The organism is Terriglobia bacterium (assembly GCA_020072815.1).
GTDB lineage: Bacteria > Acidobacteriota > Terriglobia > Terriglobales > Acidobacteriaceae > Angelobacter.
Genome location: JAIQGE010000001.1, coordinates 416,497 through 442,048 on the forward strand (window position 1 = coordinate 416,497; position 25,552 = coordinate 442,048).

The window sequence follows — 25,552 nt, forward strand, 5'->3', positions numbered from 1 at the left end:
CCATGGCCCCGCTTGACGCTCAACCCACGCTGTCGCCGGACACAGTCCACAAAGCAATCATCTTTGACGATGTTTCCATCGGCTTTGAAGACCTGACGGTCCTGGACGGCGTGTCTTTCGAATTGAAGCGCGGCGAAACCAAAGCCTTGCTCGGCGTCGCCGGCTCCGGCAAAAGCATCATCCTCAAGCTCTGCCTGGGCTTGCTCAAGCCCGACTCCGGCCACATCTATGTCTTGGGACATGACGTGACTACCATGCCGGAAGCCGACCTGTTTGATCTGCGCAGCAAAGTGGGAATTGTTTTTCAGGAAAGCGCTTTGTTTGACTCGCTCACTGTGCGCGACAACGTGGCCTTCCGCCTGATGGAAGAAAAACATCCGGAGCAGGAAGTGGAAGAGCGCGTGCGCGAAGTCCTGAGGTTTGTGGAGCTGGAAGACGCCATTGACAAGTTGCCTTCCGAGCTTTCCGGCGGCATGCGGCGGCGCGTGGGCATTGCCCGCGCCATCATCACCCATCCAGAAGTCCTGCTTTACGATTCGCCCACCGGCGGCCTGGACCCCATTACCTCAACCACGATCATCCAGCTCATCATGAAGCAGCGGGACGTGGCCAAGACCAGCGCCTTGCTGGTGAGCCATCGCTTGCAGGACGGCTTCATGCTGGCCAGCCACTACTACGATCCGGTCACCAGCACCATGCAGCCCGTGGACGGCAAGCCCATGCGTGACGTCCGCACCAGCTTCATGGTGTTGCGCGACGGCAAGGTCATCTTTGACGGAACCGGAGTCGAACTCGGCGCCGTGCAAGACCCGTATATCAAGGAATATATTTCCTGAGATCTATTTTTTCGGCGTGATGTCGGTCACCGGCAGGTCCCAATGCGCCAGCAGGACTTCAAACCGCCGCTGCTCTTCACGCTTGAATGTTTCCTGGTCTGGATAAAGTTGCTTGGTCCAGGCTTCTTCGTCCGGATTCGCCGTGGTGGCGACCGTGGAGTTTTTGAAGCGGATGGTCACGCGATAGTCCCAGCGGCCGTCTTCCGTGCTGTGCAGGGCAGGCGTCTCAATCTTCACTGACAACATGCGCCCGCTCTCGATGTTCTTCTTGAGCAGCGGGTAGTGGTTTTTCAGGAAGAGCTGCAGAAACTCCTGTTGATGTCCCCACTGGACTTTGTAGTAATACTCCACGGTGTAAGGCTGGTCCGCGGCTGCCTGCGCCGGCGCGCCTTGGGCCAACAGTGGCAGAGCAGACGCCAGCAGGAACAGCGCGATCAGCAGGTTCTTCATCAAAGCCCTCCGATGGGTGGCGACCCGGATTGTAGCTGGCGTGAGCCCGGCGATCAATCGCTTAAGCTGCCAGACGAAAACTGGTAAAAGACTTAACTGACCCACTACAGACGCTTAACCCGGTTTCCCTGGACCTGCCAGACGATGTATGCTTGGCTTGTTATGGGTCCGATTGAGTTCTTCAGGAACCTGAAATCGCGCGAGCACCGGCTGGCCTGGCTGGTAGCCATCGTTGCCGACGCGCTACAGATTGGCGTGTTTCCCGTCTTCATGGAGGGCGCGCTGTCGCCCTTTGATGACGCGCTGGACGTTATCGTCGCCGCCACGCTTTGGAGGCTCCTCGGGTGGCACTGGGCTCTGCTGCCGACCATCGCTGCGGAACTGGTCCCCGGACTCGATCTAATCCCTACGTGGACGGCCGCGGTCTTCTTCATCACCCGCGGGCAAGTCCACTCTCAGGAACCTGAAATCCTTCCCCCCGGCCCCGCGCCCGCGAGACGGCCTTAAGCTGCGAACTTACTTTGCTGTCTTTGAGTGGCGCGCCGCGTTCCGGGCCTGCAGTTCTTTGATGCGCTGGAGGGCCCGCGGCTTGGCCGCGAGCTGGTCCAGATGCAGTCCTAGCCAGGAGTTGGCAAAATCTTTTCTCGCTTGCGGCATGTAATCGCCGAATTTGGCCCACAGAAAATACGGCTCGCTGTTGGTCTCAAAGAAAAGATCTTCGTTGATGGCCCCGGACAGCACCATGGCCGCCGCCATGTCCCAATAGGTGATTACCTGGCGCAGGTAGGCATTTTGGTCGGTGCCGTAGCCGGTCAGGACGGTCTTGAACTCCTCATAACTCTGCGGCCAGAACTCTGACACCATGAATTTCCGCGCCGCGCGCATTACCGGCTCGCGACGAAGTTCGTAAAGCTGCAGGATGACTTGCGCGTCTTGCGCCGTTGCTTTTCTAGGCATGTTTTCTCCGCGATCTCCGCATCCTTTGTGTTGAGGTTTTCTTTCCTTTGACTATGAGTGCTCCTGATCATCGCGCTGATCGCCCGCGACAATGAGCTGCGATCGGATGGAAGAACGGCCATCTATGAAGGGGCAAGGCGTCTTTGAAATTCTCGGTCTTGGCTGAGCTGTCCGCCCCGCCCCGGCGTGCCGTGGGTCCCCCGATTCCTTACTATTTCTTGGAGAGCGGGCCCATCGCGCGAAGCATGCTGTCCGGTGGGGCCAGGAGCTGGCCTTTGTCATTGATGGTAAAAACAACAGGCCTGCCGTCGGGACAAGTGATGGTGACGTTCTTACCGTCCTCTTTGTAAGTGCACGTTTCTGATTGCCCGCCGAGCGACTCGACGGCTTTTCCGTCGGATTTGAACTCGATCTGATACACACCACCCTGCGCTTGGTAGGTGTTGCCACTGACTCCGCCGCAGCCGGCGAGAAAACTGGCGCTAGCGACGGCGACAGCAAGAATGGTGATGCGGAGGATGGAGTTGCGAAGAGCCGTTTTCATTTCAGTAGCTCCTTTTTGGATTTTGTCTGATTGATGATCGGATCGGGGTACGGAGTGCTCAAGGGGGTGGCGTTCGCGGCCATCCGTCTCAGTCAGAAGCGCCAAAGTATACACGAAAAACCAATCGCAACCACTGCAAGGCAGAAGAGAAACGTCAAGATTTCCTGCTTCCAGGAGTTCGCGATCCGACGGTCGCAAATGTTTGCAGTCAACGATTGGTCAGGCGACGGCTTCCGGCGAAGGAATGGCCTTCGAATAGTCGCACTTGATCACCGGAGCCGCTGCCTCGGCTGCTTCCGCAGCCTCAGTTTTCTTGGTGCGCCGGCGCTTAGGCGCCTCTTCTTCGTCGGCGGCCTTCTTGCTGTTGTTCGGACAAATCAGCATGGAGCCCGACTTAAGATGCTTTTCCAGCAGGTACGGGCTGTTGCACTTGGGGCAAGCCTCGGCCACCGGCTTGAAAGCCGACGTGAAATCGCAATTGGGATAGTTCGAGCATCCATAAAAGATGTTGCCCCGGCGGCGCGCCTTTTTCTCCACCAGCTCGCCGTCTTTGCATTTCGGGCACTTCACGCCGATAAAATTCTGCTTGATGTACTTGCACTCCGGGTAGCCGCTGCAGGAGATGAATTCGCCGTAGCGACCATGGCGCAGGATCAGGTTGCGTTTGCACAGCGGGCAGGTTTCTTCCAGTGGAACGTCGGGCACGCGCTTGCCCTGGTCCAGCCGCCGCGTGGTCTTGCAGTCAGGATAGCCGGTGCAGGCCATGAACTGGCCAAAGCGCCCACGCTTGAGCACCATCACCCGGCCGCAGTTCTCGCAATATTCTTCCTGCGACGTCTCCGGCATCTCCGCCGTGTCCAGGTCGGGCAAGTTGATGGGATTTTCCTTGGTAAAAGTGCAGCTTGCGGGATCGTCTTTCTTGTACGAGCTGCAGGCGTAGAAAGAGCCGTGCTTGCCCCACTTGAGCACCAGCGGTGAACCGCAGCGTTCGCACTTCTCGTCGGTGGGCTTTTCCATCCGCTTCACGTTTTCCATGTGCTTTTCAGCGTAGCGGAGGTCTTTCTCAAACTTCTTGTAGAACTCGCCCAGGGCGTCAGTCCACTTCTCTTTGCCTTCTTCGATTTCGTCCAGCTCTTCTTCCAGGCGGGCGGTGTACTGGAAATCAAAGATGTCGGCAAAGTTCTTGACCAGCAGGTCGGTCACCACCAGGCCGGTTTCCGTGGGGGTGAATTTCCCGCCGATCTTGGTTACGTATTGCCGTTCCACGATGGTGGAAATAATCGTCGCGTAGGTGGACGGCCGCCCGATGCCGCGCTCTTCCAGCTCTTTCACCAGCGACGCTTCGTTGAATCGCGGCGGCGGCTCGGTGAAATGCTGTTCTGGTTTCAGTTCTTTGAGCGTGAGCTGCTGGCCGGCTTCCAGCGCCGGCAGCTTGTGCTTAAGCGCCTCGTCTTCTTCGTCCTTGCCTTCCTTGGACTCTTCGTACACTTTCAGGAAGCCTTCAAACTTCAGCACCGAGCCGGTCACGCGGAAGGTGAATGATTCATTGCCGGACTTGGCTTCAATGTCCACGCTGGTCTGGTCGAAGACCGCGGGCGTCATCTGTGACGCCACAAAGCGCTGCCAGATCAGCTTGTAAACCTTGTACTCATCCTCGCCCAAATATTTCTTAATCTCGTCGGGATGGCGGGCCACGGACGTGGGACGAATAGCTTCGTGCGCTTCCTGCGCGGCTTTTCGCGACTTGTACACGTTGGGCGTTTCCGGCAGGAAATCCTTGCCGTACGTCGCGCCGATCATCTGCCGCGCTTCGTCCAACGCGTCATTGGAGACGCGCACGGAATCGGTACGCATATAAGTGATGAGGCCGACGGAGCCTTCGTCGCCCAGTTCCACGCCTTCATACAGGCGCTGGGCGATCATCATCATGCGTTTGACGCTGAAACGCAGTTTGCGGGAACCATCCTGCTGCAGCTTGCTGGTGGTAAAGGGCGGCGCAGGGCTGCGGCGGCGCTCTTTCTTTTCGACGTCGCGTACCGACCACAGCGCCGATTCCAGCGCGGCGGTGATCTTCTTGGATTCTTCTTCGTTGGGGACTTCAGTCTTTTCGTCGCCCCGCCCGATAAAGCGGGCATCAAACGCCGGCCCTTTGGGTCCGGTCAGGTGCGCGTCAATGGTCCAGTATTCCTTTTTCTCGAAGGCTTTGACTTCGCGCTCGCGCTCCACGATCAGCCGCAGGGCCACGGTCTGCACGCGTCCGGCAGAGAGACCGCGGCGGACTTTGTCCCACAGCAGCGGCGAAACCTGGTAACCGACGATGCGGTCCAGCACGCGGCGCGTCTGCTGCGCGTCCACCAGATTGCGGTCAATTTCCCGCGGATGCTGAAACGCTTCCTGCACCGCCTTCTTGGTGATTTCGTTGAAGGTGACGCGATGCACCGGCGTGCCCTCGCGCTTTTTCTTGCTGAAGCCGTCCGTGAGTTCTTCGGCAAGATGCGCGGCAATGGCTTCGCCTTCGCGGTCCGGGTCAGGCGCCAGGTAGATGGCCGCGGCGTCCTTGGCCATCTTCTTCAGCTTGGCGACGACTTTTTCCTTCCCCGGAATGACGATGTACTCGGTGGAGAAGTCGCCTTCCAGGTCCACGCCCAGCTGGCTCTTGGGCAGGTCCTTGATGTGGCCGAGCGAGGCTTCGACCTCATAGTCCTTTCCCAGGTACTTATTGATGGTCTTCGCCTTGGCCGGCGATTCGACGATAACGAGTGATTTGGGCAATGTGCTTAAGTCCTATCCGAAAACTAACATACTCAAAAAGCTGCTAGCCACTAGCTTCTGGCTCGCGGTGCACTTCCTGTAACTCTTGGCGTCAACGGCGGCGAACCAGACCTTTTTTGGATCACGCTCACCAAAGACGTTAACATACGCTGTACTTCTACCAATCTCTTTTCGATGTCTTGATGTACGTTCCCGGGCAAGAATTTCAAGTCTCGCGCAAGCAAAAGATGATGCTCAACCTCGGAAGCAGAGCCTCTTGCGATTTGCAGGAACCGGACTAGTTCCCCGTCTGATCGACGCCCGCAGCCCTCCGCGATATTAGCACCAATGGAAACCGCAGATCTGCGAAGCTGGCTGGTGAGCCCGTAAACCTCTTCTCGCGGGAAGCTGCGGGAAGCCGCGTAAATTGTAAGCGCCAAGTCGTACGCTTTGTTCCACACCTGGAGATCTTTGAAGTCCTTCATGGCCTTTCCTTATAAATACCCGAGGGTTGATCTGCCTAGCAGCCAGGAGCTAGCCGCTAGAAGGTTCTTACGTAATTCTTCCCCGGCATCTGTTTGATCTTGCCGTTCAGCTCAAGTTCAAACAGCGCCGCAAACACCTCCGACGATGAGATTTCGGGTTCCAGCTTTTCGATGATCGCGTCAATATGCGTGGATTCATCCGCCCGGAGCACCGCCAGGATCTTTTGCTCGCGTGGCGTGGCTTGCTCGTCGTGACTGAACAGACTGGATGTCCCTGGTTTTCGTTCTGAAGCGTTATGGTCTGATGCTTCCGGCCCCCATTCGGATTCAAGCTGCTTCTGGACGGCGGCCGGCAATTCCTCCCAAACGTCCTCCCATGTTGCAGTTAGCTTGGCTCCCTGCTTGATGAGCGTATTCGGGCCCCAGGAGTTGCGGTTGGTCACGTTGCCCGGCACGGCGAAGAGTTCGCGGCTCTGTTCCAGGGCGCAGCGGGCGGTGATTCGCGTGCCACTGTACTCGCCGGCCTCGACCACCAGCACGCCCAGCGACAGGCCGCTGATGATCCGGTTGCGGATAGGAAAATTCTGGGGCGCGGCGAACGAAGCCAGCGGAAATTCGCTGATCAGCGCGCCATTGCACTCCAGGATGCCGTCGGCGATTTTCTTGTTCTCGCGGGGATAGATCACGTCCACGCCGGTGCCGAAGACCGCCACCGTCTGGCCTTTGGCTTTGAGCGCCCCGCGATGGCCGGCGGTATCCACGCCGCGCGCCATGCCGCTGAAAATGACGATACCGCGGGCCGCCAGGTCGCAGGAGAGGCGCTCGGCCATCCCGATGCCGTACGGCGTAGGGTGCCGGGTGCCGACCACGGCAATTCCCGGGCGGGCCAGCGCATCAGCATTTCCGCGTATATAAAGGACCAGGGGCGGATCGTAAATTTCACTCAGGCGCTCGGGCCAGGCAGGCTCGTCGCGGGCGATGATCTGCACGCCCGCGGCCTGGGCCTTGGCATACTCCTCATGCGCCATCTCCAGCGACTTGCCCAGCGCGATGTGCTGGGCGGACTGCGCCTGCAGGTTGAGCGCTTCCAACTCGGTCAGAGACGCCTGGAAGATATCTTCGACGCGGTCAAAATGCTCCACCAACTTGCGTCCCCGCGTGGGGCCGAGTCCGGGCGTGAGGGAGAGCGCGAGCCAATAGAGAGCATTCGACGTTCTGGTCACCGGTGTTGCCATGTGCGGAAGATTTATCTGGTCTTTCTCCGGAAGTTCGGCTTTTCACAAGTTCTGGCGGACTGTACACGGGCGGCGAAAGAACTGTCAAGGCGGCCGCCGGAAGTGTCCTGCTAGAATAAGGTTAAATGTGTGCCCTTCGTATCTCGGCCATCAGCTTCCTGAACACCGCTCCGCTGATGTGGGACTTTGAACATGGCGAGTCCGCGGCGCAGCTCAGCGAGCACTTTGAGCTCAGCTACACCGTGCCTTCGCGTTGCGCGGAAGAACTGCATGCCGGCATGGCCGATATCGGCATCATTCCTGCAGCGGCCTACGCCACCATCCCCGGGCTGGCGGTGATTCCGGACGTGGCCATCGCGTCCAAGAACGCCGTACGGTCCATCCTGTTGATCAGCAAAGTGCCGGTGGAGAAGATCCGCAGCGTGGCCACGGACGATTCTTCCCGCACCTCCGCCGCATTGGTGGAAATTTATCTGAAGAAATTCGTAGGCACTGATCCCGGGTTCCGCCGGCAAAAACCTGTACTGGAAGAAATGCTGAAGTGGCATGACGCGGCGTTGATCATCGGCGACCCCGCGCTCCAGGCCAACACCGAGGGATATTACGTCTACGATCTGGCGCAACAATGGCGCACCTGGACGGGACATCCGTTTGTGTTCGCTTTCTGGGCGGTGCGCAAGGCGTCGCTGGCCGGAGTTGCGCCGGACTTGAACATTGCGCGTGTCTTCCAGCAGTCGCGCGACCACGGCCTGCAACATATCCCGGAGATTGCGGCCGAGTGGGCGCCCAGGCTGGAGTTGCCGGAGACGCTGATCAGCGACTACCTGAAGGAGAACATTGACTACTCGCTGGATGATGAAAACCTGAAGGGCCTGCGGCTGTTCTATCGCTACGCCGCGGAGTATGAAGCCCTGCCGCCCGCGCCGGAGCTGCATTTTCTTGAGCAGCCCCGATTGGCCGCAAAACTCTAAGGATTGCCCGGCTCTTTGGACGCAGGCATTGAAGCCGGCGCATCGACCCGGCTCAAGGCCAAGCCGGCGTTGAACGCCCCGGGATCGTCTGCCGTATGCACCACCAGTTGCTGGATTTCAGCTGTGGATCCCGTCAGCACCCAGGCAATCTGATTGTCGTCTCGCGCCTTGAGGTGGCTGGCCTGAATGAGCTTCTTCTGGATCGCCTTCTTGACCCATTCGTCGTCCAGGTAGGCGAGTGACAGGCTCTTGTCATGCAGTTCAACCTTGAAGATCCAATGCGCCGGCCGCAGCTTGATTTGGATCTCCTGCACGGTTGCTTTCCCCGGAGTAGGACCGATCATCTCCAGATAGACGCCGAGGGAAACCCTCTGAAGCGTGGGTGCGAACCGGGAGCCTTTTTTTGCGGTGTCCATTTGAAAAAGGAACTGCTCCGGCGACCCTTCCAGTTCTTTAGGCTGAACATCAAGGTATTTCTCTCCTCCAAGGCTGACCAGGTGGGCCTGAAAGATGGACTGTTTCAGCGCAGAATTCTTTTTCTCGGTCATGATGATCTGGTAGGCATTGTTCTCAGCCCGGTCAAAGCGCAGCCCTTCGTCCGGTTCAGAGCCGGCCCAGCGGCCTAGCAAACCGGGCTCGAAGATCACGTTGCTGTCTGTATACAGGGGATTCAGGGAGTCCACGGGGACGCAGCCTGAGATCAGGACCGTGAGTGAGAGAGACATCAAGGCAGCGATTTTTCTCAAGGCTTGCTCCTTACAGTCCTTTGTGAGAGCGATTCTAGTACATCCAACATGTTAGCGGCGCCTGAATGCTGATTGCTGACTGCTGACTGCTGTTCTAAAATGGTTACTTACCCATGTCTTTAACCAAACAACAAGCTCTGGACTACTTCCGCTCGGACGACCTGATCGGCCTGGGCATGGAAGCCGACGCGCTCCGCCGCAAGCTGCACCCGGAAGGCGTGGTCACCTACATCATTGACCGCAACATTAATTACACCAACTTCTGCACCGAGTACTGCACCTTCTGCGCCTTCTACGCACCGGTGAAAGGCCCCGGCCGCAGCAAGGGCTACGTGCTGGATTTTGAGACCATCTACCAGAAGATCCGCGAGACGGTGGAAGTGGGCGGCACGGGCGTGCTCATGCAGGGCGGCCTGCACCCGGACCTGAAGATCGAGTGGTACGAAGAAATGCTGCGCGGCATCAAGCAGCGCTTTCCCAAAGTCCACCTGCATTGTTTTTCCGCGAGCGAGATCATTCACTTTGCCGAAGTCAGCGGCCTGACCATTGAAGACACCATCAAGCGGCTGCGCGACGCGGGCCTGGACTCCATTCCCGGCGGCGGCGCGGAAATTCTGGACGACGAAGTTCGCTACAAGATCGCCCGCCTCAAGTGCCTGACCAACGACTGGCTCAACGTCCATCGGACGGCCCACAAGCTGGGCATGCGCACTACGGCGACCATGATGTTCGGCGTGGGTGAGACGCTGGAGCAGCGCATCAACCACTTCCAGCACGTCTACGATCTGCAGGAAGAGACCGGCGGGTTCACCGCGTTTATCCCGTGGAGCTTCCAGCCGGGCAACACCGCGCTGGGCGGCCGCCACTGGGACGAAGCCACCGCGGTGGAATACCTGAAGACGCTGGCTGTCGCGCGGCTGTATCTGTCGAACTTCAAGAACGTGCAGTCCAGTTGGGTCACACAAGGACTCAAAGTCTGCCAGACCGGCCTGCGCTTCGGCGGCAATGACGTGGGGTCGGTGATGCTGGAGGAAAACGTGGTCCGCTCGGCCGGCGTGGCCAACTGCACCACGGAAGAAGAGTTGCGCTACATGATCCGCGACGCCGGGTTTGTGCCCAAACAGAGGGACACGTTGTATAGGCAGTATTTTCTGAATTAGGCTGCTTTTATTGCAAGGATGCACTGCGCGTGCGTGCAACTTTCCCATGCGAGCTTTTTGAGATTTTTGCCACGAATGTACGAAATTGACAAAATCACTATCGTGCCCCTCCGCTCGACGGAAAGCTCCCTACTCGCCCCCGGAGAGACTATCGAACTTGGTTTCGGAGTGTCCGTAGAGGATTGTCAAAAACTTCTGGCTTCCGCTGATCGATACATTTGGAGTCATAAAGGAGATCCGGATGATGAAAAAGAAATCGGCAGTTGGGGAAGTTGTTTGGTTCATCGCTATACGGCACCATCGGGCACTGGTGAGCCGGAAGAATACTCGATCAAGCTCCTGCCATATGTACTCGGGCACTTGCGGTTACTGAACCCACATCGGGACTCCATTGATGATTGGATACAGCTTGAAAAGACATCGTCTGGCCAATACTCAGGTTTTCGCTGTTCCAAAGCCCCCGGCCGTCCCAATCGCTTCCTGTGTGATTGTGAAAATCTGTGCTGGGGGATTGATCGCAAGCAGATCGACGAATTGAAAACTCTGATGCCGTGGATAGTCAAATTCAAAGACAATTGGGAACATTACTACCCGCTTTGGCTAGCGCTCTTCTTCGGCGAACAGTCATATATCGGCGGCCAGAATTTCAGAATCATTTTCCTCTTCAAAGTCATGGCGCTTGAGGCACTTTTCTCCACCGAAAGCAGTTACGGTTTGGCGGCTTTAAAGCGCAGGATACCAAAGCTCCTCGGAAACGGCCTTGACCTTCACGAGGACTATCAGGTCGATTTTTGGCCTCTCCCAAAGTTGGAGCTAACGACCGATCTCATCAGAGACATTTGCCGTTTGCGAAACAAGGTCGCTCACTCTGATCGGATACCTGATGATTGGCAGAAAAATATCATCCGGAAAGGTTTGAACGGGGAAGAAATAAGTTATGCCGGAGAGCTACTTGAAGCCGCCGGATCTATCTTGAGGCTTTCGTGGCTGAAGATTTTGAGATCGGGGTTGCAAGACATCTTTTCAGACAAAGCGAAGATGCAGGCTTACTTACAATGAAATAGGGCGGTGCGATTGTAATGTTTTCTCCTCGATTGAGCCGATGATCCGCGTTTACCATTTCCTTTCCGCTGAGCATGCCGTGGACAACATCCGGCGGCGCAGGATCAAAATCGCAACCTTCGACACGCTGAACGACCCGTTTGAGCTGTGGGCGGTAGCTCAGCCGGACAAGAACGTGCGAGCGGGCCTTCGAAAGTGGAAGAAGACAATGTCGCGAAGGTATGGGGTGCTCTGCTTTTGCCGGTCGTGGCATAGCACACTGCTTTGGAGTCATTACGCCGACAAGCATCGTGGTATGGCGTTAGGATTCGACGTTCGAGACGATCTGATAAGGCAAATGGACTACGTAAAGCATCGCCCCATGTTCACAAAAGTCAGCGACGCAATGGCGGAAAAGTTGCTGTTCACCAAATTCGCGGACTGGCAATATGAGCAAGAATGGCGCATTTGCACCCGCCTGGAAGACCGCGATCCCGAGACGCGGCTATTTTTTGCCGATTTCAATAAGGACCTCGTATTGCGCGAGGTCATCGCCGGCCCGTTGTGCGAAACCTCGAAAGTAACGATAGAACGTGCGCTTCGGAAACATGATCGCGTTTCCGTCGTTAAAGGACGTTTGGCCTTCAAGAGTTTTAGGGTCATTAAGAACAACAGAGGGTTTAGATAACCCGGTCGGCCTTCGCTACGACTAAGCCGCGCCCGCTGCGCTCCTGTACCGCCAGTCACACAAATAGGCCATCACAAAACCAAGCACAGCCGGGGGCGGCGTTGCCACACGAGCTTCAGAAGGAAATGGTGCATTGGCCCATTTCGCGGTTGATTCATAAGCGAATAAAAGGTAAAATAAACAGCTGCTAGCGACTAGCCTCTGGCAGCTAGCCAAACGCCGGGGACTTGCGACGGAGCGGTGGGCGATTCGATGAAAACGGAATGGATTTTGACTATGTTTGGACCCGATTTGACGCAGTTTGAACCCGAGTTTGAGGCTGATTTACCCGGATGACCCAAGCTAAACCCTTTGGAATCATAGTCGAGGCCATAGGGGGGTGGGGTAGGCGAAGAAATTGCCAAAATTGCCAGGATATGTTGGGATACCGTGGATATCGGTGAGAACTCACCGAGTCTGCATGGGTGTCCTTTGCAGTGCCGGGATGTTTCGACTGCCTCCTCGTCCGCTGGCGCGGATTCGGAGTTCGCTCAACATGACAGGAGCGGAGGGCTTGGTAGACGGCGGAAACCCACGCCAAACTGGGATGCGGCTGCTAAGTCTTTTAGATATTGGGATGCAGAGGGAGGGGTAGGGTCATTGCCAAAATTGCCAGGATTGCCAAGATTGATGATTCGTCGCCTTCGACTGCAAAGCCGGAACGACGAGTCATGGTTCAGGTGGAAAGATGATTTACAATGTGCGCTTGAGTTTTGCGGTTAACGGAGTTTCTGTCTGAGTCCCTTACTTGCCAATCTTTTCCTCTTCTTCGCCTTTGCCGGGCAGAGGGGATTTGTCCATTATCTCAAGTCGCAATTCCTGGATAAGACCTTCAAAGGGCTGTACACGCCCAATGCGTTTGATCTCTCGTTGCTGATCCCCTATTTCGTGGTGATGACCATCCTGGCGGGTTACGGCCTGCACCGCTACGCGCTGGTCTACATGTACTACAAGAACCGCAAGAACCGCACCACGGACCCGCCACAGCGTTTCGCGGAGCTTCCCCGCATCACCATTCAACTGCCCATCTACAACGAACAGTTCGTGGTGGACCGGCTGGTGGAGTCCATCTGCAAGCTGGAATATCCCAAGGACAAGCTGGACATACAGCTCCTGGACGATTCCACCGACGAAACCACGGACGTGGCGCGCGCGGTGGTGGAGCGCTACGCGGCGCTGGGGCATCCGATTACGTTTATCCATCGCGACAACCGCGAAGGCTACAAGGCCGGGGCGCTGCAGCACGGGATGCAGACTTCCAAGGGCGAGTTCATCGCCATCTTTGACGCCGACTTTGTTCCGCCCGAGGACTGGCTGCTGCGCGTGGTCCACCATTTTGCCGAACCGCAAGTCGGCATGGTGCAGACCCGCTGGACCCACTTGAACCGCAATTATTCTTTCCTGACGGAAGTGGAAGCCATCCTGCTCGACGGACATTTCATTCTGGAGCACGGCGGGCGCTCGCGCAGCAAAGTGTTTTTCAATTTCAACGGGACGGCCGGCATGTGGCGCCGCCAGGCCATTGAAGACGCCGGCGGCTGGCAGCATGACACGCTCACCGAAGACACGGACTTGTCTTACCGCTCGCAGCTCGCGGGCTGGAAGTTTAAATACGTGCAGGACATTGAATGTCCGGCGGAACTGCCCATTGAAATGACGGCATTCAAGGTGCAGCAGGCTCGCTGGGCCAAAGGACTGATCCAGACCGGCAAGAAAGTCTTGCCGCGGGTCTTCCGCAGCAAAGCGCCGTGGCGCGTGAAGGTGGAAGCGTTCTACCACCTCACGGCGAACCTGAGCTATCCGCTGATGATCGTGCTTTCCACGCTGCTCTTGCCGGCGATGATCATCCGCTCGTTTGGCGGCTGGTTCCAGATGCTGCTGATTGATCTGCCGCTGTTTCTGGCGTCAACGTTTTCCATCTCCAGTTTCTATCTGGTTTCGCAAAAAGAGCTGTTCCCGCACAAGTGGCCGCGCACGTTTTTGTACTTGCCGTTCCTCATGTCGCTGGGGATCGGCTTGACGCTGACCAACACGCGCGCCGTGATGGAAGCCTTGTTCGGCATCAAGTCATCATTCAAGCGCACGCCCAAGTACCGCGTGGAGTCCAAGGCGGACAAAGCCATGGGGCAGAAGTATCGCCGCCGGCTGGGGATTGTTCCCTGGGTGGAACTGCTGGTGGGCTGTTACTTCGCCCTGATGTGCATTTACGCGTTCACCAGCGAAAACTACTGGACCATTCCTTTCCTGCTGCTCTTTGTTCTGGGCTACTGGTACACCGGACTGATGTCACTCCTGCAGGGACGGTTTGAGCGCCTCTCCCGCCCGGCGCCGGAGCCGCACACCAAGCCATTCCCGGTGGGCGTATAGGGATTTTCCCGGTGTTCCCACGGCACGCTAGTCTGATATGCTGGCTGGGTGCTGATGAAGGTGTTGTTCGCGTTGCTGGTGGTGTCTGTGGCGGCGATCATGGTGACCGTGGTCGCCATGTGGTTGCGCCTGCGCTGGCACCTGCGCCGCTCGAACAAGGGCCTGCAGCACGCGCTGGGGGAAATCCAGCCGGAACACGAATCACTCGAACCAAAGTAAGCGCGAGCCAAGACCGCGGCCCGTGCCGATTTATAGAACGATTTTTTCGCGGCGATCTGCGGCCGCAGGACCCGAGAAAGTTCTTAGGATTTTAGAGTATGTCATCATTTTCCATCGCTCCCCAAATTCGCGAAATCAGCATTGCTCACAGCCCTGATTCCGATGACGCCTTCATGTTTTACGGGCTGGCCACCAACAAAGTCCGCGTGCCGGGTTTGAAGTTCACCCACACGCTGACCGACATTGAGACGCTGAACCGCAAAGCCATGGAAGGCTTTTATGACGTCAGCGCCATCTCCTTCCACGCGTACCCTTACGTGCAAGACAAGTACGCGCTCATGTCCTGCGGCGGCAGCGTGGGTGAGCAGTACGGCCCCATGGTGGTGTCACCGCGCGGCATGAGCCTGGACGAATTGAAGCGGACCAAAGTGGCCGTGCCCGGCACCATGACCACGGCGTATCTGGCGCTTAAGCTGTTTGCTCCGAACATTGAAACCGTGGCCGTGCCGTTCGACCAGATCATCCCGGAAGTGCTGGCCGGCAACTATGCAGCGGGACTCATCATCCACGAAGGCCAGCTGACCTATGAGACCTCCGGGCTGACCCGCATTCTGGATTTAGGAAAATGGTGGCACGAACTCACCGGGTTGCCGTTGCCGCTGGGCGGCAATGCCATTCGTCGCGAACTGGGGCCTGAACTCATCGCCACCGTTTCTCACGCGCTAAGGGACAGCATCCAATATGCGCTCGACCATCGTGAAGAAGCTCTGGCCTACGCCATGCAGTTTGCCCGCGATCTCGACCCCCAGAAGGCCGACCAGTTTGTTGGCATGTATGTGAACGAGCGCACGCTGGACTACGGCCCGGACGGCCGCGAAGCAGTGGTCCGGCTGCTGGATATGGGACATCGCGCCGGGATTATTCCCATGGAGCCGAACGTGGAGTTTGTCTAAATGGCAGAGACGCAGGCCATCCTGCGTCTCCATGTCATCCGATCTTTGTTCTAGCGACCGCGGAACCCGCCACCGCCGCCGCGGCCACCCTGGCGATTGCCGCCACCGCCGCCGCGACCACCGCCAAATCCTCCGCCTCCGCCGCGGTTGAACCCGCCACCACCGCCTCCGCCGCCGCGGCTCACTTTGGGCCGGGCTTCATTGACGTTGATTGCGCGCGAGCCGAGTTGCGCGCCGTTCATCCCGTTGATCGCCTTCTCAGCTTCTTCGTCATTGGCCATCTCCACAAAGCCGAAGCCCCTGGGCTGGCCCGTGTCGCGGTCTTTGAGAATGGTGACGTTATCAACCTGGCCATACGCCGAAAAAGCCTGGCGAAGCTCATCCTCTGTAACATTGAAATCCAAATTACCTACGTAGATATTCTTCATGCGGTCCTTCTTGAGTGGATTAGAGGCGCCGGGATTCTGGCGTCAAAAACGGACGAAGAGTGGAAGAGCTTATCTTTCACTGCTCATCTATTTATCGAGTCTATGTCGCTCGCGCGAACCCCATAAGCGTACGCCTGACCCAGTGAAGTTGCAAACGCCCAAGGGAGAAAATTTGCTGCTTGGACCCGGCCGGGAAGCCACAGTTGGTTTAACAGTTGATCAACAAGCAAAGCGCCAACTCATCGCGGCGCTCTTTCCATCTGGAAGTACATGGCGTCTTCGCTGGTTTGGACGAAGCCCAACCTTTCATACAGCCGTCTTGCGGGATTGCCGCGATGCACTTGCAGACGCACGGGCACTCTCTCGCGATCGCCGCGTACGATCAGCTCGCGCAATAGCCGGCCGCCGGTCCCCTGTCCGCGATGGTTCGCAAGCAGGGCGATATCCACCAGGACCTTGGCGTCCGCGCCGTGCAGCACCAGGATGCGGCCGATAGGCTGGTCGTCGCCCAGAATGATTTCGTGCTCCGCCCCAGCGTAGGCCATTACATACGAGCGTTGTTGCGCGTTGAACTGCATGCGCAGGAAAGCGTCCTGCTGCGCCTGGTCCCACCCAAAAGCGGAGACTTCCTGGCGTCGCGTGTCGGCGTAAAGCTGGAAGAGAAAGGACTGGTCGTCCGGGGTGCATGGCCGCAACCGAATATCCATGATTAACTTGCCTCTCAACGAACCGCACTGATTCTAGCTTGACCGCTGGCCGGCGGCCCACGCACCTCTGCGTTCCGCGATTTCATACTCCTTTAACATTCGCCGTGTACTCTGATCACGCAATCAGGCTTGGCATTTAGGCAGGCTGGGGCATTTAGATAGGCTGGGGCTTTTAGATGGGCTGGATCAATCGAGGACCGGTACTTGGAGATGGCGCGAAGCTCAGAGAATCTCCCGAGCCAGGCATGAACGGCAGCCAGAAAATATTTGTGGTGGAAGACGACCTGGACATCTCCCGCCTGGTGCGCCATCACCTGGAAGCGGCCGGATTTCGCGTGCGCAGCTTCTCCAGCACCGCCAGCGTGATCCATGACGCGCAGAAAGAGCGTCCCGCGCTCATGCTGCTGGACATCATGATCCCCGGCGGCGACGGCATGGAGCTGTGCCGCCAGGTCCGCCAGGCCGGCGCGCCGCTGGCCGCGACACCTATCGTTTTTCTTACTGCGAAGACATCGGAGACCGACCGCATCATGGGACTGGAGCTGGGCGGCGATGACTACATCACCAAGCCCTTCAGCCCGCGCGAGCTGGTCGCGCGCATCAAAGCTGTGCTGCGGCGGTGTGAAGGTCCGCTGGCTCCGTCGTCCATCACGGCAGGCGACCTAGAAATAGACGCCGGCGCTATGACCCTGAGCGTCCGCGGCGAAACGGTGACGACCACCGCCACTGAATTCCGGCTGCTCCACTACCTGGCCCAGCACGCCGGACGGGTCTTTACTCGCGACCAGATTTTGGATGCCGTCTGGCGGGAGACCACGTACGTTAGCCCGCGATCGGTGGACGTTTACGTCCGCAAGCTGCGCGAGAAGATCGAGCATGACCCGGAGCGCCCGCGCTACTTGAAAACCGTGCGCGGAACGGGCTATCGGTTTGAAGTGCCGAAGTGATACAGACCTTACCCCGGATTCACGCGGATGATCGCGGATCAAGACAGAATCTTCGCGTAGAGACGTGGCACTGCCACGTCTCAAACTCCCGGGCTGCCACAATCGGCGAAGCTCGGCTGCGTTCACACGATTTTCACATGCCTTTCATCTTCTCTTGACCCGGCTGCCATACAGTTGAGGCAGTTCGATCCTTAGAAGCTAACCAAGAATCGCGGCTTATGAATTCTCCTGCCCTCTTCGTCATTAAACAGAACTCCGGCAAAGCCGATCTTGCAGCTCTCACGCTGCAAGCGTGTGACCTGGCCAAAGAGGCCGCGTCGCACGCGATTGACGGCCTGATCAATGGCGCGGCTTCGTCCCTGGAGGCGGTGAGGAGTTGTGAACAGAAACTCGACGAGCTAGACCGGGAACTGGACGAGCGCATGGCGTCCACCATCACCCAGGTCACGCCGGAACAGGCCCGGGAGTTGCTGGCGTGCATGAAGCTAATGCTGAATCTGGAGCGCGTGGGCGACCTGCTCTCCAGCTTCGCGGAACGCTCGGCCATTGTCCGCAACCGTATTGACATGGAAGACGTAGGCCAGTTGACCCGCATGGCCTGCCTGGTGGAAAACATGCTCACCCTGGTAACGCGCGCGTTTCGCGAGCGCAACGTGGAGCAGGCGCTGCGCGTCCTGCGAACGGACACCGACGTTGACCGCCTGCGCAACCTCATGGTGGTCCGCCACACGGAAAATGCCGAGGGCCTCAAGGGACAGGAGAGCCTGCACGTGCTGGCCATGGCCAACGCGCTGGAGCGCGCGGGCGATCACATCACCAACATGGCGGAAGAACTCTGCCACCTGGCCACCGGGCACACCGTCCGGCATCTGCTGCGAGCCAAGGACAAACCGGTGGAACAGTTGTTTCTGGATTGGCTAGCGAAGCAGAATACGTAGTCGCCGTGTGGGCAAGTTTGGAAACCCAAAACAATTGACCACAAAGGACACGAAGGAACACGAAGGTTGCCTTCGTCCACACAACCTTCGTGAACCTTTGTGTCCTCTGTGGTGAAAATCTTTGGAGTAGGGTTTCTTGACCAGAAAGCCAGGTGTGTGACTACTTCTTCTTGTTCTTCACCGGCATGCTGATCGTCGGCTTGCGGATGGGCACGATGGCGCCCTGGCTGGGATCGGCGTGGGCCTGGCTGGCGCGGAGGGCCACTTCCTGCTGCACAAAGCGGACGAACCCCTGCATCTGCCGGTTCATCTCTTCCATGCGTTCGCGCATCTGCAAAATGATGCCAATCCCGGCGATGTTCACGCCCAGGTCGCGCGCCAGGTTCAGGATAAACTCCAGGCGCTGCACGTCTTCTTCCGTGTAGAGACGCGTGTTGCCGTCGGTGCGCGACGGCTTGAGCAGGCCTTCGCGCTCGTACAGGCGCAGCGTCTGCGGATGAATGCCATACATCTCCGCGACGGCGGAGATCATGTAGGCGCCTTTGGATTTTCGTTTGGCCATTGGTTATTTGCGGCTCACACCTTACTCCACAGCTCTTCCCGCGGGTCCTCCGGATTCAACTTCTGTAATTCCTGCCACAACTCGCGGACTTTCAGATCGCGCGCTTCCGGCACGACGATCTTGACTTCCACAATCTGGTCGCCGCGAACGCCGTCTTTCGTCGCCGAAGGGACGCCTTTTTCGCGCAGGCGCAGTTTCTGCCCGCTCTGCGTGCCCGGCGGCACGCGCAGTTGCGCGCGGCCGTCAATGGTGGGGACCTCAATCTTGGCGCCCAGCGCGGCTTCCATGGCGCTGACCGGGATGGTGGCGTAAACGTCGTCGGCTTTGCGGCGGAAAACCGGATGCTCGCCGATGCGGATGATGATGTAGAGATCGCCGAACGGTCCGCCGTGCAGTCCGGCGTTGCCTTTGCCCGCCAGGCGTATGCGCTGGCCGTCACGCGTGCCCGGCTTCACGCGGAATTCAAGCGGGTCCGTGCGTTCGACGACGCCGTCGCCGTGGCACACCTGGCATTCGCTCTGCGCCTTGCCGCTTCCGCCGCAGCGCGGACATTGCAGGTTGAACTTCATGCGTCCGTTGGTCTGGGTGATCTGTCCGCTGCCGCCGCACTGCGAACAGGTTTGCGGCGAACCCACCACGCCCTTGCCGCTGCAGTTATTGCAGGTGTCGTGGCGCGGAATGTTCAAACGGATGACGGTGCCGCGGATGGCGTCCCAGAAGCCGATGTTGGCCAGGTATTCAAGATCAGAGCCATGTTCCGGTTCGCGCGCCATGGCCGCGCCCGGTCCGCGCCCGCCGCTGAAAATGCTGGAGAAGATATCGCGGAAGCCGCCGCCTCCGCCGGTCTGCCGTCCGCCGCCGGTGAAGTCAGAAAAATCAAACCCGCTGAAGTCAAACGGCACGCCCTGACCGCCGGCGCCGGGTCCGCCCTGGCCGGGGTGCCCGCCGCCGCGCGCATAGGCCTCTGCCGTGGCGGGATCAATGTTGTCAGAGTAGAAGCCGATCTGGTCGTAGATCTTGCGCTTCTTGGGATCGCTCAGCACGTCATTGGCTTCAGAAAGCTCTTTGAACTTCTCTTCCGCCTTCTTGTCCGGATTGACGTCAGGATGGTATTTGCGCGCAAGTTTGCGGAACGCCTTGCGAATTTCCTCCGCGGAGGCGCTCTTCTTTACGCCGAGCGTGGCGTAATAGTCTTTTTGTTGTGTGGTTGCCATATCCGACTATGACAATCCCTTTACAATGTCGCCAGCGACATCTTCGAATTTCGCTCTCTTCAAGCTGAACTTTGACAAAGCATTTGGCCCAAAAATCCTGCTGAACCGGTCCTTAACTTCATCGGTTGGGTCTGGATCGACCACTCTTATCTTCTGTATCCAACCCTTTCCCACGCTACCAACGGCAAAGAAATACTTGAAAAACTGATCGCTGGCTGGGAAGGAATATCCGATGACGTAAATGTTCTCGGCTGCAGCGAGATGAGCCGCTGCTTTGCCCCAAACAGAACTTAGCTCCTGGTGAAAACCCCCTTTGTTCCAGGTGGGAGGAATCAAGACTGGATCTTCCTCAAGCGTCTCAGGATGACAATGTTGGCGACCTCGCAGATTCGAGGCCAAGTTTAGAGAGACGCTTCCAGAGTCGATCATGTCACCCCAACTGAACTGCTTGCAATAGTCTCCCAGGGCCCAAACGACTATCTTGCGACAAGAGCTGCTTGAGCATCGTCCCCAATTCAGTGAACCATGCAGCTTGAGAAGATCGAGGCCACCAGAATCGTTGAGACCATAGTTAAACTGGATTCCGTTGTAGTGCAGAGCGTAATCAAGAGCGAGGTCATAGTTAAAAGTGATAAATGTCGCCTCCCTCTCTCTTATGAGCGGAAGGATTCCTTTGATAAACCCGTCGTACGGCAAAGGGGGTATCGCTTTGCGGCTTTCCATATTGCCCGATACCGGCAGTTTCATGCTGCGTTCGATGGTCACAGTGATCAAACGCCTCATCGCCATGGGCAGCCTGCGAACATCCTCTTTTCCCACATCTCCTAACCGCCCTATCAGAGTTGCCATATCAAAAGCGCTGTAGATTTCTTCGAAATTATCGAAGTCCAATCGCGATTTGACATGCACCGCGGTCAAGGCGTCGCGAGCCGTGAATACCAAATCAAACAGCTCTTGATCAGCCCTGTTTATCAATGCACTTGTTCGCATCGCGTCGGCGGCGTTGAGGAAGTCCTTCAATAGCGGCACGCCAGCCTGAGCTGAGGCACCCGCTCCCAATATGAATACATTTTTGCTCATTGTTATTTTGCCGCGCTAGTCGCAGCAATCTTCAGGCCTGCTCCCGGATTTGCGTTGTCATAGGTCGCGACTTGCGAATTGGTTCTTGCCGTCAGCACACTGCCGTCCCACTTGGGCGCGCTCACCATGGTGATGGGATACAGGCATGAACTGTAAGGGAAACCAGTGCCGGTCATGAGCTGCCAGTCCTGGTCCAGCTTCAGCCATATCAGGCCGGACTCGTTGGTGTCTCCGCATTTCTCTTTGTCTCTGGGAAGCTTGGATGGCCCGGTAACATCCAGCAGCAGGTACACGGCGCCTTTGCCTTCCTGGGCGGACAGCACTTTGACGGAGTCTATGCGCGCCGCATCAAATTGCCCCTCGATGGAGACATCATGCTTCCGGCCGCCTTCTGTGAAATGAATCATGCTGCCTTCCATTCGCAGCTTGAGGCGGTCCAGCAGAGCAGTGTCTTGCGCCGGCGCTAGCCTCAGTCCTGCCGTGAGGAACGCCACAGCAGAGAGAACCACGGTCCGGGCGAGGCGCTTCATGGCTTGGCCTTGGTATCTTCCGGCACTTTGGTCGCCTGCCACGCCACAGCCTGCCACTTGCCGTTGCGCTTCAGGAACGTGCCGGTGTTGCGGAAGTAGCTGATCGTCTCTTTACCGTTTTCCTGGTTGTGCATGATCAGCCGGAAGTTTACCACCGCCACGGTGCCGTAGGGGTGGACGGTGAAGTCGTCAGCGCCGAAGGTGGCTTGCGGCTCGTTGCTGGCCCGCACGTCAATGTTCTTGAGGATGTCAGCCTTGGTCACGGTGACGCCGGCGGAGCGAGTGTAAATCACGTCGTCGGCGAAGAAGTCTTCAAAAACTTTAGGGTCGTTCTTGGGCACGTTAGCCAGAAAATCGCGCACGCGCTGCGTCACCTGCTGGATGGTGGCCGAATCTTCGGCAGACATGGCCGCTGACGTGACGCTGCTAGTCGCGACCTTAGCGCTTTGGGCGATGGCGCCGGACGCCATCATGGGCAGAAGGGCGGCCACGGCAAACATCCGCAGACCGCGTCGTTTCATGAATTTCATTTCTTCTCTCCGATTAGCTCACGAAAAATGCTTTAACCACGAAGGACACAAAGGTTCACAAAGGGGTATTCCTATATTCGAAGGCTACCTTCGTGTTCCTTCGTGTCCTTTGTGGTTTCGCTTCTCCCTTACGCCGTTCCCACTTCCTGAATCAAGTAATTGGAGCCGGGTTCGGCATCCAGGGCGGTGCGAATGAAGTCCTGCGCTGCTTCCAGCGTATAGAGTCCGGGGAGAGCCATAAACCCAGCCACCTGGTTCAAACCTTCTACCATCTTCATGACCAAATATTGCTTCACTTGGGCCACCTCGCTCGCTGCATAGGGCAAAAGGCGGCCTGGTAAAGCCGCCTTGCCGTTCTTCTCCTTGAGAAACAGATCCTTCGCTTCGCTCAGGATGATCACGCCGGGCTCAAACGCCCGGCAAACGTGATCACTTCTTCTCTTCCACGTCCACGTACTCGGCGTCAATCACGCCTTCGTCTTTCTTCTTCTCCTGCGCGCCTGCGCCGTCTGCTTGCGGGCCTGGCTGCGCTCCGGCGGACGCGTCGGCCGGTGGCTGGGCGGATTTGTACATCTCTTCCGCCAGCTTGTGCGAAGCATGCGTCAGCTTCTCGCGCGCCGAGTTCATGATCGCCGGGTCCGTGCCTTCCAGGGCTTTCTTGGCGTCCGCAATGGCGGTTTCCACGTTGGCCTTGTCCTCCGCGGAGATCTTGTCGCCATGCTCTTTGAGCATCTTTTCCACGTTGTAAACAAAACCATCGAGCTGGTTGCGGGCTTCAATCTCTTCCCGCTTGGTCTTGTCTTCGGTGGCGTGGGCTTCGGCCTCCTTGGCCATCTTTTCCACTTCTTCTTTGCTTAGACCGGAAGAGGACGTAATGGTGATCTTCTGGTCCTTGTTGGTGGCGCGATCTTTGGCCGTGACGTTCAAGATGCCGTTGGCGTCAATGTCAAAGGTGACCTCAATCTGCGGCACGCCACGCGGAGCCGGCGGGATGCCGCTCAGGTGGAACTTGCCCAGAGTACGGTCGTCTTTGGCCAGAGGCCGCTCGCCCTGCAACACGTGGACTTCCACCGACGTCTGGCTGTCCGCCGCGGTGGAGAACACCTCCGTCTTGCGCGTGGGGATGGTGGTGTTGCGCGGGATCATCGGCGTGGCCACGCCGCCCAGGGTTTCAATCGCCAGGGTCAGCGGAGTCACGTCCAGCAGCAACAGATCTTTCACGTCGCCGGCCAGCACGCCCGCCTGGACGGCCGCGCCCACGGCGACCACTTCGTCCGGGTTCACGCCTTTGTTGGGCTCTTTGCCGAACAGCTCTTTCACCAGCGCCTGTATGCGCGGCATGCGGGTCTGCCCGCCAACCAGCACCACTTCATCAATCTTGCTGGCATCCACGCCGGCGTCTTTCAAGGCCTGCTTGCAGGGTCCAACCGAGCGTTGGATGATGTCTTCCACCATCTGCTCGAGCTTGGCGCGCGTCAGCTTCTTCACCAGGTGCTTGGGACCGGTGGCGTCGGCGGTGATGAACGGGAGGTTCACTTCCGTTTCCATGGTGGTCGAAAGCTCGATCTTGGCTTTTTCCGCGGCGTCACGCAGCCGCTGCAAGGCCATCTCATTGCCCTTGGAGCGCAGGTCAAGCGATTCATCTTTCTTGAACTCATCCACCAGCCATTCCACAATGCGCTGGTCAATGTTGTCGCCGCCCAGGTGCGTGTCGCCGTTGGTGGACTTAACTTCCGTCACACCTTCGCCGACTTCGAGAACGGAGATATCAAACGTGCCGCCGCCGAAGTCGTACACGGCGATGGTTTCGTCCTTCTTCTTGTCCAAACCGTAGGCCAGCGCGGCCGCGGTTGGCTCGTTCACAATGCGCTTTACGTCCAAACCGGCAATCTTGCCGGCGTCTTTGGTGGCCTGGCGCTGCGCGTCATTGAAATACGCGGGAACGGTGATCACCGCTTCGGTGACGGGCTGGCCGAGATAGTCTTCCGCAGCCTTCTTGAGCTTCTGCAGGATCATGGCCGAAATCTGCGGAGGCGTGTTCTCCTTGCCCTGCGCCAGAACGGCCACGTGGTCGCCCTGCCGGACGACTTTGTAAGGCACCATCTTCATTTCTTCACTGACTTCATCAAACCGGCGTCCCATGAACCGCTTGATGGAATACACCGTGTTCTCAGGATTGGTGATGGCCTGGCGCTTGGCCACCTGGCCTACCAGACGCTCGCCGGACTTGGTGAAAGCTACCACCGAAGGCGTGGTGCGTCCGCCTTCCTCGTTGGCGATCACTTTCGGCTCGCCGCCTTCCATCACGGCGACCACCGAGTTGGTGGTCCCCAGATCAATTCCGATAATTTTTCCCATGGCTTAACTCTCCTGAATCGTTATAAGTGCTTTAAAACAATAGACTAAAATATAATGCCGCTACCATTATTATAGTTGAGTGACTTATTGTCAAGTGATTAGATGCGGGGTTACCAGAGGCCGATTCGGGCATTTCTGAGAAGAAATGGCGTCAAGAAGTAGATGCGGAGCGAAGAACCGTTAGCGGTGTCCCTGGCGGGACTTACTGCAACTTGATTTCTTTGCCGTCTCCCTGTTGGGCCGCACCGGCAACGCTTCCACCGCCCGTGTCTTCCATCATCACCGGTTTTCTGGCGCTTCCGGCGGGCTCGGGGTATTGCGGCAGCACTTCCCGCAGCGCCCATTCAATGCGGTCCACGGATTCCTTCATGTGCTGCAGTTGCATGGGGTCAAGGCTGCAGTTCTGGTGCTGCGAACCCCAAAACTTGATGACCTGCAGGGCATTGCGGATGTGATGATTGAGTTCCGCAATCGTTCTCATCCGTTCGCGCATCAGCTCATGCCGGTTCTTCACGTTCCTGGCGAACTGGTAGAACAAGAGCCCGGCGATAGTTCCCGTGATCACGTCGCTGATGATGATCAGGCTCCAGCGGGAAAAGCCTTCCTGGCTGAGAAATGCATCCTGGAGAACGCCTAGCCCGAACGCGAAAATGCCGATGAGCACGGCAATCCAGCCGGCATGTCGGGTCCAAAACGACTCAAACTGGACATTGTCCTTTGGCACAGTCGCCATTGTAGCCCTTTGGCCATATTCGCAACATTAAGTTTTTTCCCAAATTTCGCCCAATTCGCGGCCGTCGTTCTGCTGTCCGCGCT

28 protein-coding genes are annotated in these 25,552 nt (G+C 57.7%); 11 read left to right on the forward strand and 17 right to left on the reverse strand.

Translation table 11 applies throughout. The features are described from left to right. The first annotated feature begins 2 nt into the window (after positions 1-2). Positions 3-836 (forward strand): ATP-binding cassette domain-containing protein, encoded by an 834-nt coding sequence (locus tag LAO20_01760; GenBank protein MBZ5530133.1) that lies wholly within the window; start codon positions 3-5, stop codon positions 834-836. A 3-nt stretch (positions 837-839) separates the two neighbouring features. On the opposite strand, the gene LAO20_01765 is transcribed toward LAO20_01760, so the two are convergent. Next, positions 840-1,286 (reverse strand): hypothetical protein, encoded by a 447-nt coding sequence (locus LAO20_01765; protein MBZ5530134.1) that lies wholly within the window; start codon positions 1,284-1,286, stop codon positions 840-842. A gap of 162 nt (positions 1,287-1,448) precedes the next feature. On the opposite strand from LAO20_01765, the gene LAO20_01770 reads away from it, so the two are divergent. Further along, a complete protein-coding gene (locus tag LAO20_01770) occupies positions 1,449-1,793 on the forward strand; it encodes a hypothetical protein (protein ID MBZ5530135.1) in 345 nt (114 codons plus the stop codon). Between the two features lie 9 nt (positions 1,794-1,802). Here LAO20_01770 and LAO20_01775 read toward each other — a convergent pair whose 3' ends face one another. From LAO20_01775 to dprA, 5 genes are all read right to left on the reverse strand, one after another. Further along, entirely contained in the window at positions 1,803-2,243 is a 441-nt protein-coding gene (locus LAO20_01775) for a hypothetical protein (GenBank protein MBZ5530136.1), read from the reverse strand. A gap of 211 nt (positions 2,244-2,454) precedes the next feature. After that, entirely contained in the window at positions 2,455-2,787 is a 333-nt protein-coding gene (locus LAO20_01780; GenBank protein ID MBZ5530137.1) for a hypothetical protein, read from the reverse strand. A gap of 219 nt (positions 2,788-3,006) precedes the next feature. Continuing rightward, positions 3,007-5,559 carry a type I DNA topoisomerase gene (gene topA / locus LAO20_01785; protein ID MBZ5530138.1) on the reverse strand — a complete coding sequence of 851 codons (2,553 nt, stop codon included), beginning with the start codon at positions 5,557-5,559 and terminating at the stop codon, positions 3,007-3,009. A 50-nt stretch (positions 5,560-5,609) separates the two neighbouring features. Beyond that, on the reverse strand, positions 5,610-6,023 hold the full coding sequence (locus LAO20_01790; GenBank protein MBZ5530139.1) for a four helix bundle protein: 414 nt from the start codon (positions 6,021-6,023) through the stop codon (positions 5,610-5,612). A 56-nt stretch (positions 6,024-6,079) separates the two neighbouring features. Further along, on the reverse strand, positions 6,080-7,258 hold the full coding sequence (gene dprA / locus LAO20_01795; protein MBZ5530140.1) for a DNA-processing protein DprA: 1,179 nt from the start codon (positions 7,256-7,258) through the stop codon (positions 6,080-6,082). A 125-nt stretch (positions 7,259-7,383) separates the two neighbouring features. Here dprA and LAO20_01800 point away from each other — a divergent pair, with 125 nt between their 5' ends. Beyond that, complete coding sequence (locus LAO20_01800; protein ID MBZ5530141.1) at positions 7,384-8,229, forward strand: menaquinone biosynthesis protein; 846 nt, start codon at positions 7,384-7,386, stop codon at positions 8,227-8,229. Here LAO20_01800 and LAO20_01805 read toward each other — a convergent pair. Continuing rightward, on the reverse strand, positions 8,226-8,975 hold the full coding sequence (locus tag LAO20_01805) for a hypothetical protein (GenBank protein MBZ5530142.1): 750 nt from the start codon (positions 8,973-8,975) through the stop codon (positions 8,226-8,228). The two genes, LAO20_01800 and LAO20_01805, sit on opposite strands and share 4 nt — an antisense overlap. Before the next feature lie 113 nt (positions 8,976-9,088). Between LAO20_01805 and mqnC the strand changes: the two genes are divergently transcribed. The 6 genes from mqnC (at position 9,089) to LAO20_01835 (ending at position 15,442) form a co-directional block, all read left to right on the forward strand. Further along, on the forward strand, positions 9,089-10,135 hold the full coding sequence (gene mqnC, locus LAO20_01810; protein MBZ5530143.1) for a dehypoxanthine futalosine cyclase: 1,047 nt from the start codon (positions 9,089-9,091) through the stop codon (positions 10,133-10,135). Positions 10,136-10,210: 75 nt separating this feature from the next. After that, complete coding sequence (locus LAO20_01815) at positions 10,211-11,194, forward strand: hypothetical protein (protein MBZ5530144.1); 984 nt, start codon at positions 10,211-10,213, stop codon at positions 11,192-11,194. A gap of 43 nt (positions 11,195-11,237) precedes the next feature. Further along, entirely contained in the window at positions 11,238-11,864 is a 627-nt protein-coding gene (locus tag LAO20_01820; GenBank protein MBZ5530145.1) for a DUF2971 domain-containing protein, read from the forward strand. Between the two features lie 774 nt (positions 11,865-12,638). Continuing rightward, the gene (locus LAO20_01825; GenBank protein MBZ5530146.1) at positions 12,639-14,270 is read left to right on the forward strand and encodes a glycosyltransferase family 2 protein; all 1,632 of its coding nucleotides are present in this window, start codon (positions 12,639-12,641) and stop codon (positions 14,268-14,270) included. A 54-nt stretch (positions 14,271-14,324) separates the two neighbouring features. After that, positions 14,325-14,489, forward strand: coding sequence for a hypothetical protein (locus LAO20_01830; protein ID MBZ5530147.1), 165 nt, complete (start codon positions 14,325-14,327; stop codon positions 14,487-14,489). Positions 14,490-14,587: 98 nt separating this feature from the next. After that, on the forward strand, positions 14,588-15,442 hold the full coding sequence (locus LAO20_01835) for an ABC transporter substrate-binding protein (protein ID MBZ5530148.1): 855 nt from the start codon (positions 14,588-14,590) through the stop codon (positions 15,440-15,442). Positions 15,443-15,492: 50 nt separating this feature from the next. Here LAO20_01835 and LAO20_01840 read toward each other — a convergent pair whose 3' ends face one another. After that, a complete protein-coding gene (locus LAO20_01840; protein MBZ5530149.1) occupies positions 15,493-15,870 on the reverse strand; it encodes an RNA-binding protein in 378 nt (125 codons plus the stop codon). Positions 15,871-16,109: 239 nt separating this feature from the next. Then, positions 16,110-16,577 carry a GNAT family N-acetyltransferase gene (locus LAO20_01845; protein ID MBZ5530150.1) on the reverse strand — a complete coding sequence of 156 codons (468 nt, stop codon included), beginning with the start codon at positions 16,575-16,577 and terminating at the stop codon, positions 16,110-16,112. Between the two features lie 245 nt (positions 16,578-16,822). Here LAO20_01845 and LAO20_01850 point away from each other — a divergent pair, with 245 nt between their 5' ends. Both LAO20_01850 and LAO20_01855 read left to right on the forward strand, forming a co-directional pair. Then, a complete protein-coding gene (locus LAO20_01850; GenBank protein ID MBZ5530151.1) occupies positions 16,823-17,524 on the forward strand; it encodes a response regulator transcription factor in 702 nt (233 codons plus the stop codon). 218 nt (positions 17,525-17,742) lie between these two features. Beyond that, positions 17,743-18,462 (forward strand): hypothetical protein, encoded by a 720-nt coding sequence (locus tag LAO20_01855; protein MBZ5530152.1) that lies wholly within the window; start codon positions 17,743-17,745, stop codon positions 18,460-18,462. A gap of 160 nt (positions 18,463-18,622) precedes the next feature. On the opposite strand, the gene LAO20_01860 is transcribed toward LAO20_01855, so the two are convergent. The 8 genes from LAO20_01860 to LAO20_01895 all read right to left on the reverse strand — a co-directional run bounded on the left by LAO20_01860 (position 18,623) and on the right by LAO20_01895 (position 25,469). Beyond that, the gene (locus LAO20_01860; protein ID MBZ5530153.1) at positions 18,623-19,024 is read right to left on the reverse strand and encodes a helix-turn-helix transcriptional regulator; all 402 of its coding nucleotides are present in this window, start codon (positions 19,022-19,024) and stop codon (positions 18,623-18,625) included. A gap of 14 nt (positions 19,025-19,038) precedes the next feature. Beyond that, on the reverse strand, positions 19,039-20,238 hold the full coding sequence (locus LAO20_01865) for a DnaJ domain-containing protein (protein MBZ5530154.1): 1,200 nt from the start codon (positions 20,236-20,238) through the stop codon (positions 19,039-19,041). Between the two features lie 6 nt (positions 20,239-20,244). Continuing rightward, positions 20,245-21,318, reverse strand: coding sequence for a hypothetical protein (locus LAO20_01870; GenBank protein ID MBZ5530155.1), 1,074 nt, complete (start codon positions 21,316-21,318; stop codon positions 20,245-20,247). Positions 21,319-21,320: 2 nt separating this feature from the next. Further along, positions 21,321-21,848 (reverse strand): hypothetical protein, encoded by a 528-nt coding sequence (locus LAO20_01875; protein ID MBZ5530156.1) that lies wholly within the window; start codon positions 21,846-21,848, stop codon positions 21,321-21,323. Then, a complete protein-coding gene (locus LAO20_01880) occupies positions 21,845-22,378 on the reverse strand; it encodes a nuclear transport factor 2 family protein (GenBank protein MBZ5530157.1) in 534 nt (177 codons plus the stop codon). Before LAO20_01880 ends, LAO20_01875 begins: the two co-directional genes overlap by 4 nt. Positions 22,379-22,506: 128 nt before the next feature. Next, the gene (locus LAO20_01885) at positions 22,507-22,779 is read right to left on the reverse strand and encodes a hypothetical protein (GenBank protein ID MBZ5530158.1); all 273 of its coding nucleotides are present in this window, start codon (positions 22,777-22,779) and stop codon (positions 22,507-22,509) included. 28 nt (positions 22,780-22,807) lie between these two features. After that, positions 22,808-24,736, reverse strand: coding sequence for a molecular chaperone DnaK (gene dnaK, locus LAO20_01890; protein ID MBZ5530159.1), 1,929 nt, complete (start codon positions 24,734-24,736; stop codon positions 22,808-22,810). A gap of 202 nt (positions 24,737-24,938) precedes the next feature. Beyond that, positions 24,939-25,469: a hypothetical protein gene (locus LAO20_01895; GenBank protein ID MBZ5530160.1), complete on the reverse strand. Its 531-nt coding sequence runs from the start codon at positions 25,467-25,469 to the stop codon at positions 24,939-24,941. Between the last annotated feature and the right edge of the window lie 83 nt (positions 25,470-25,552).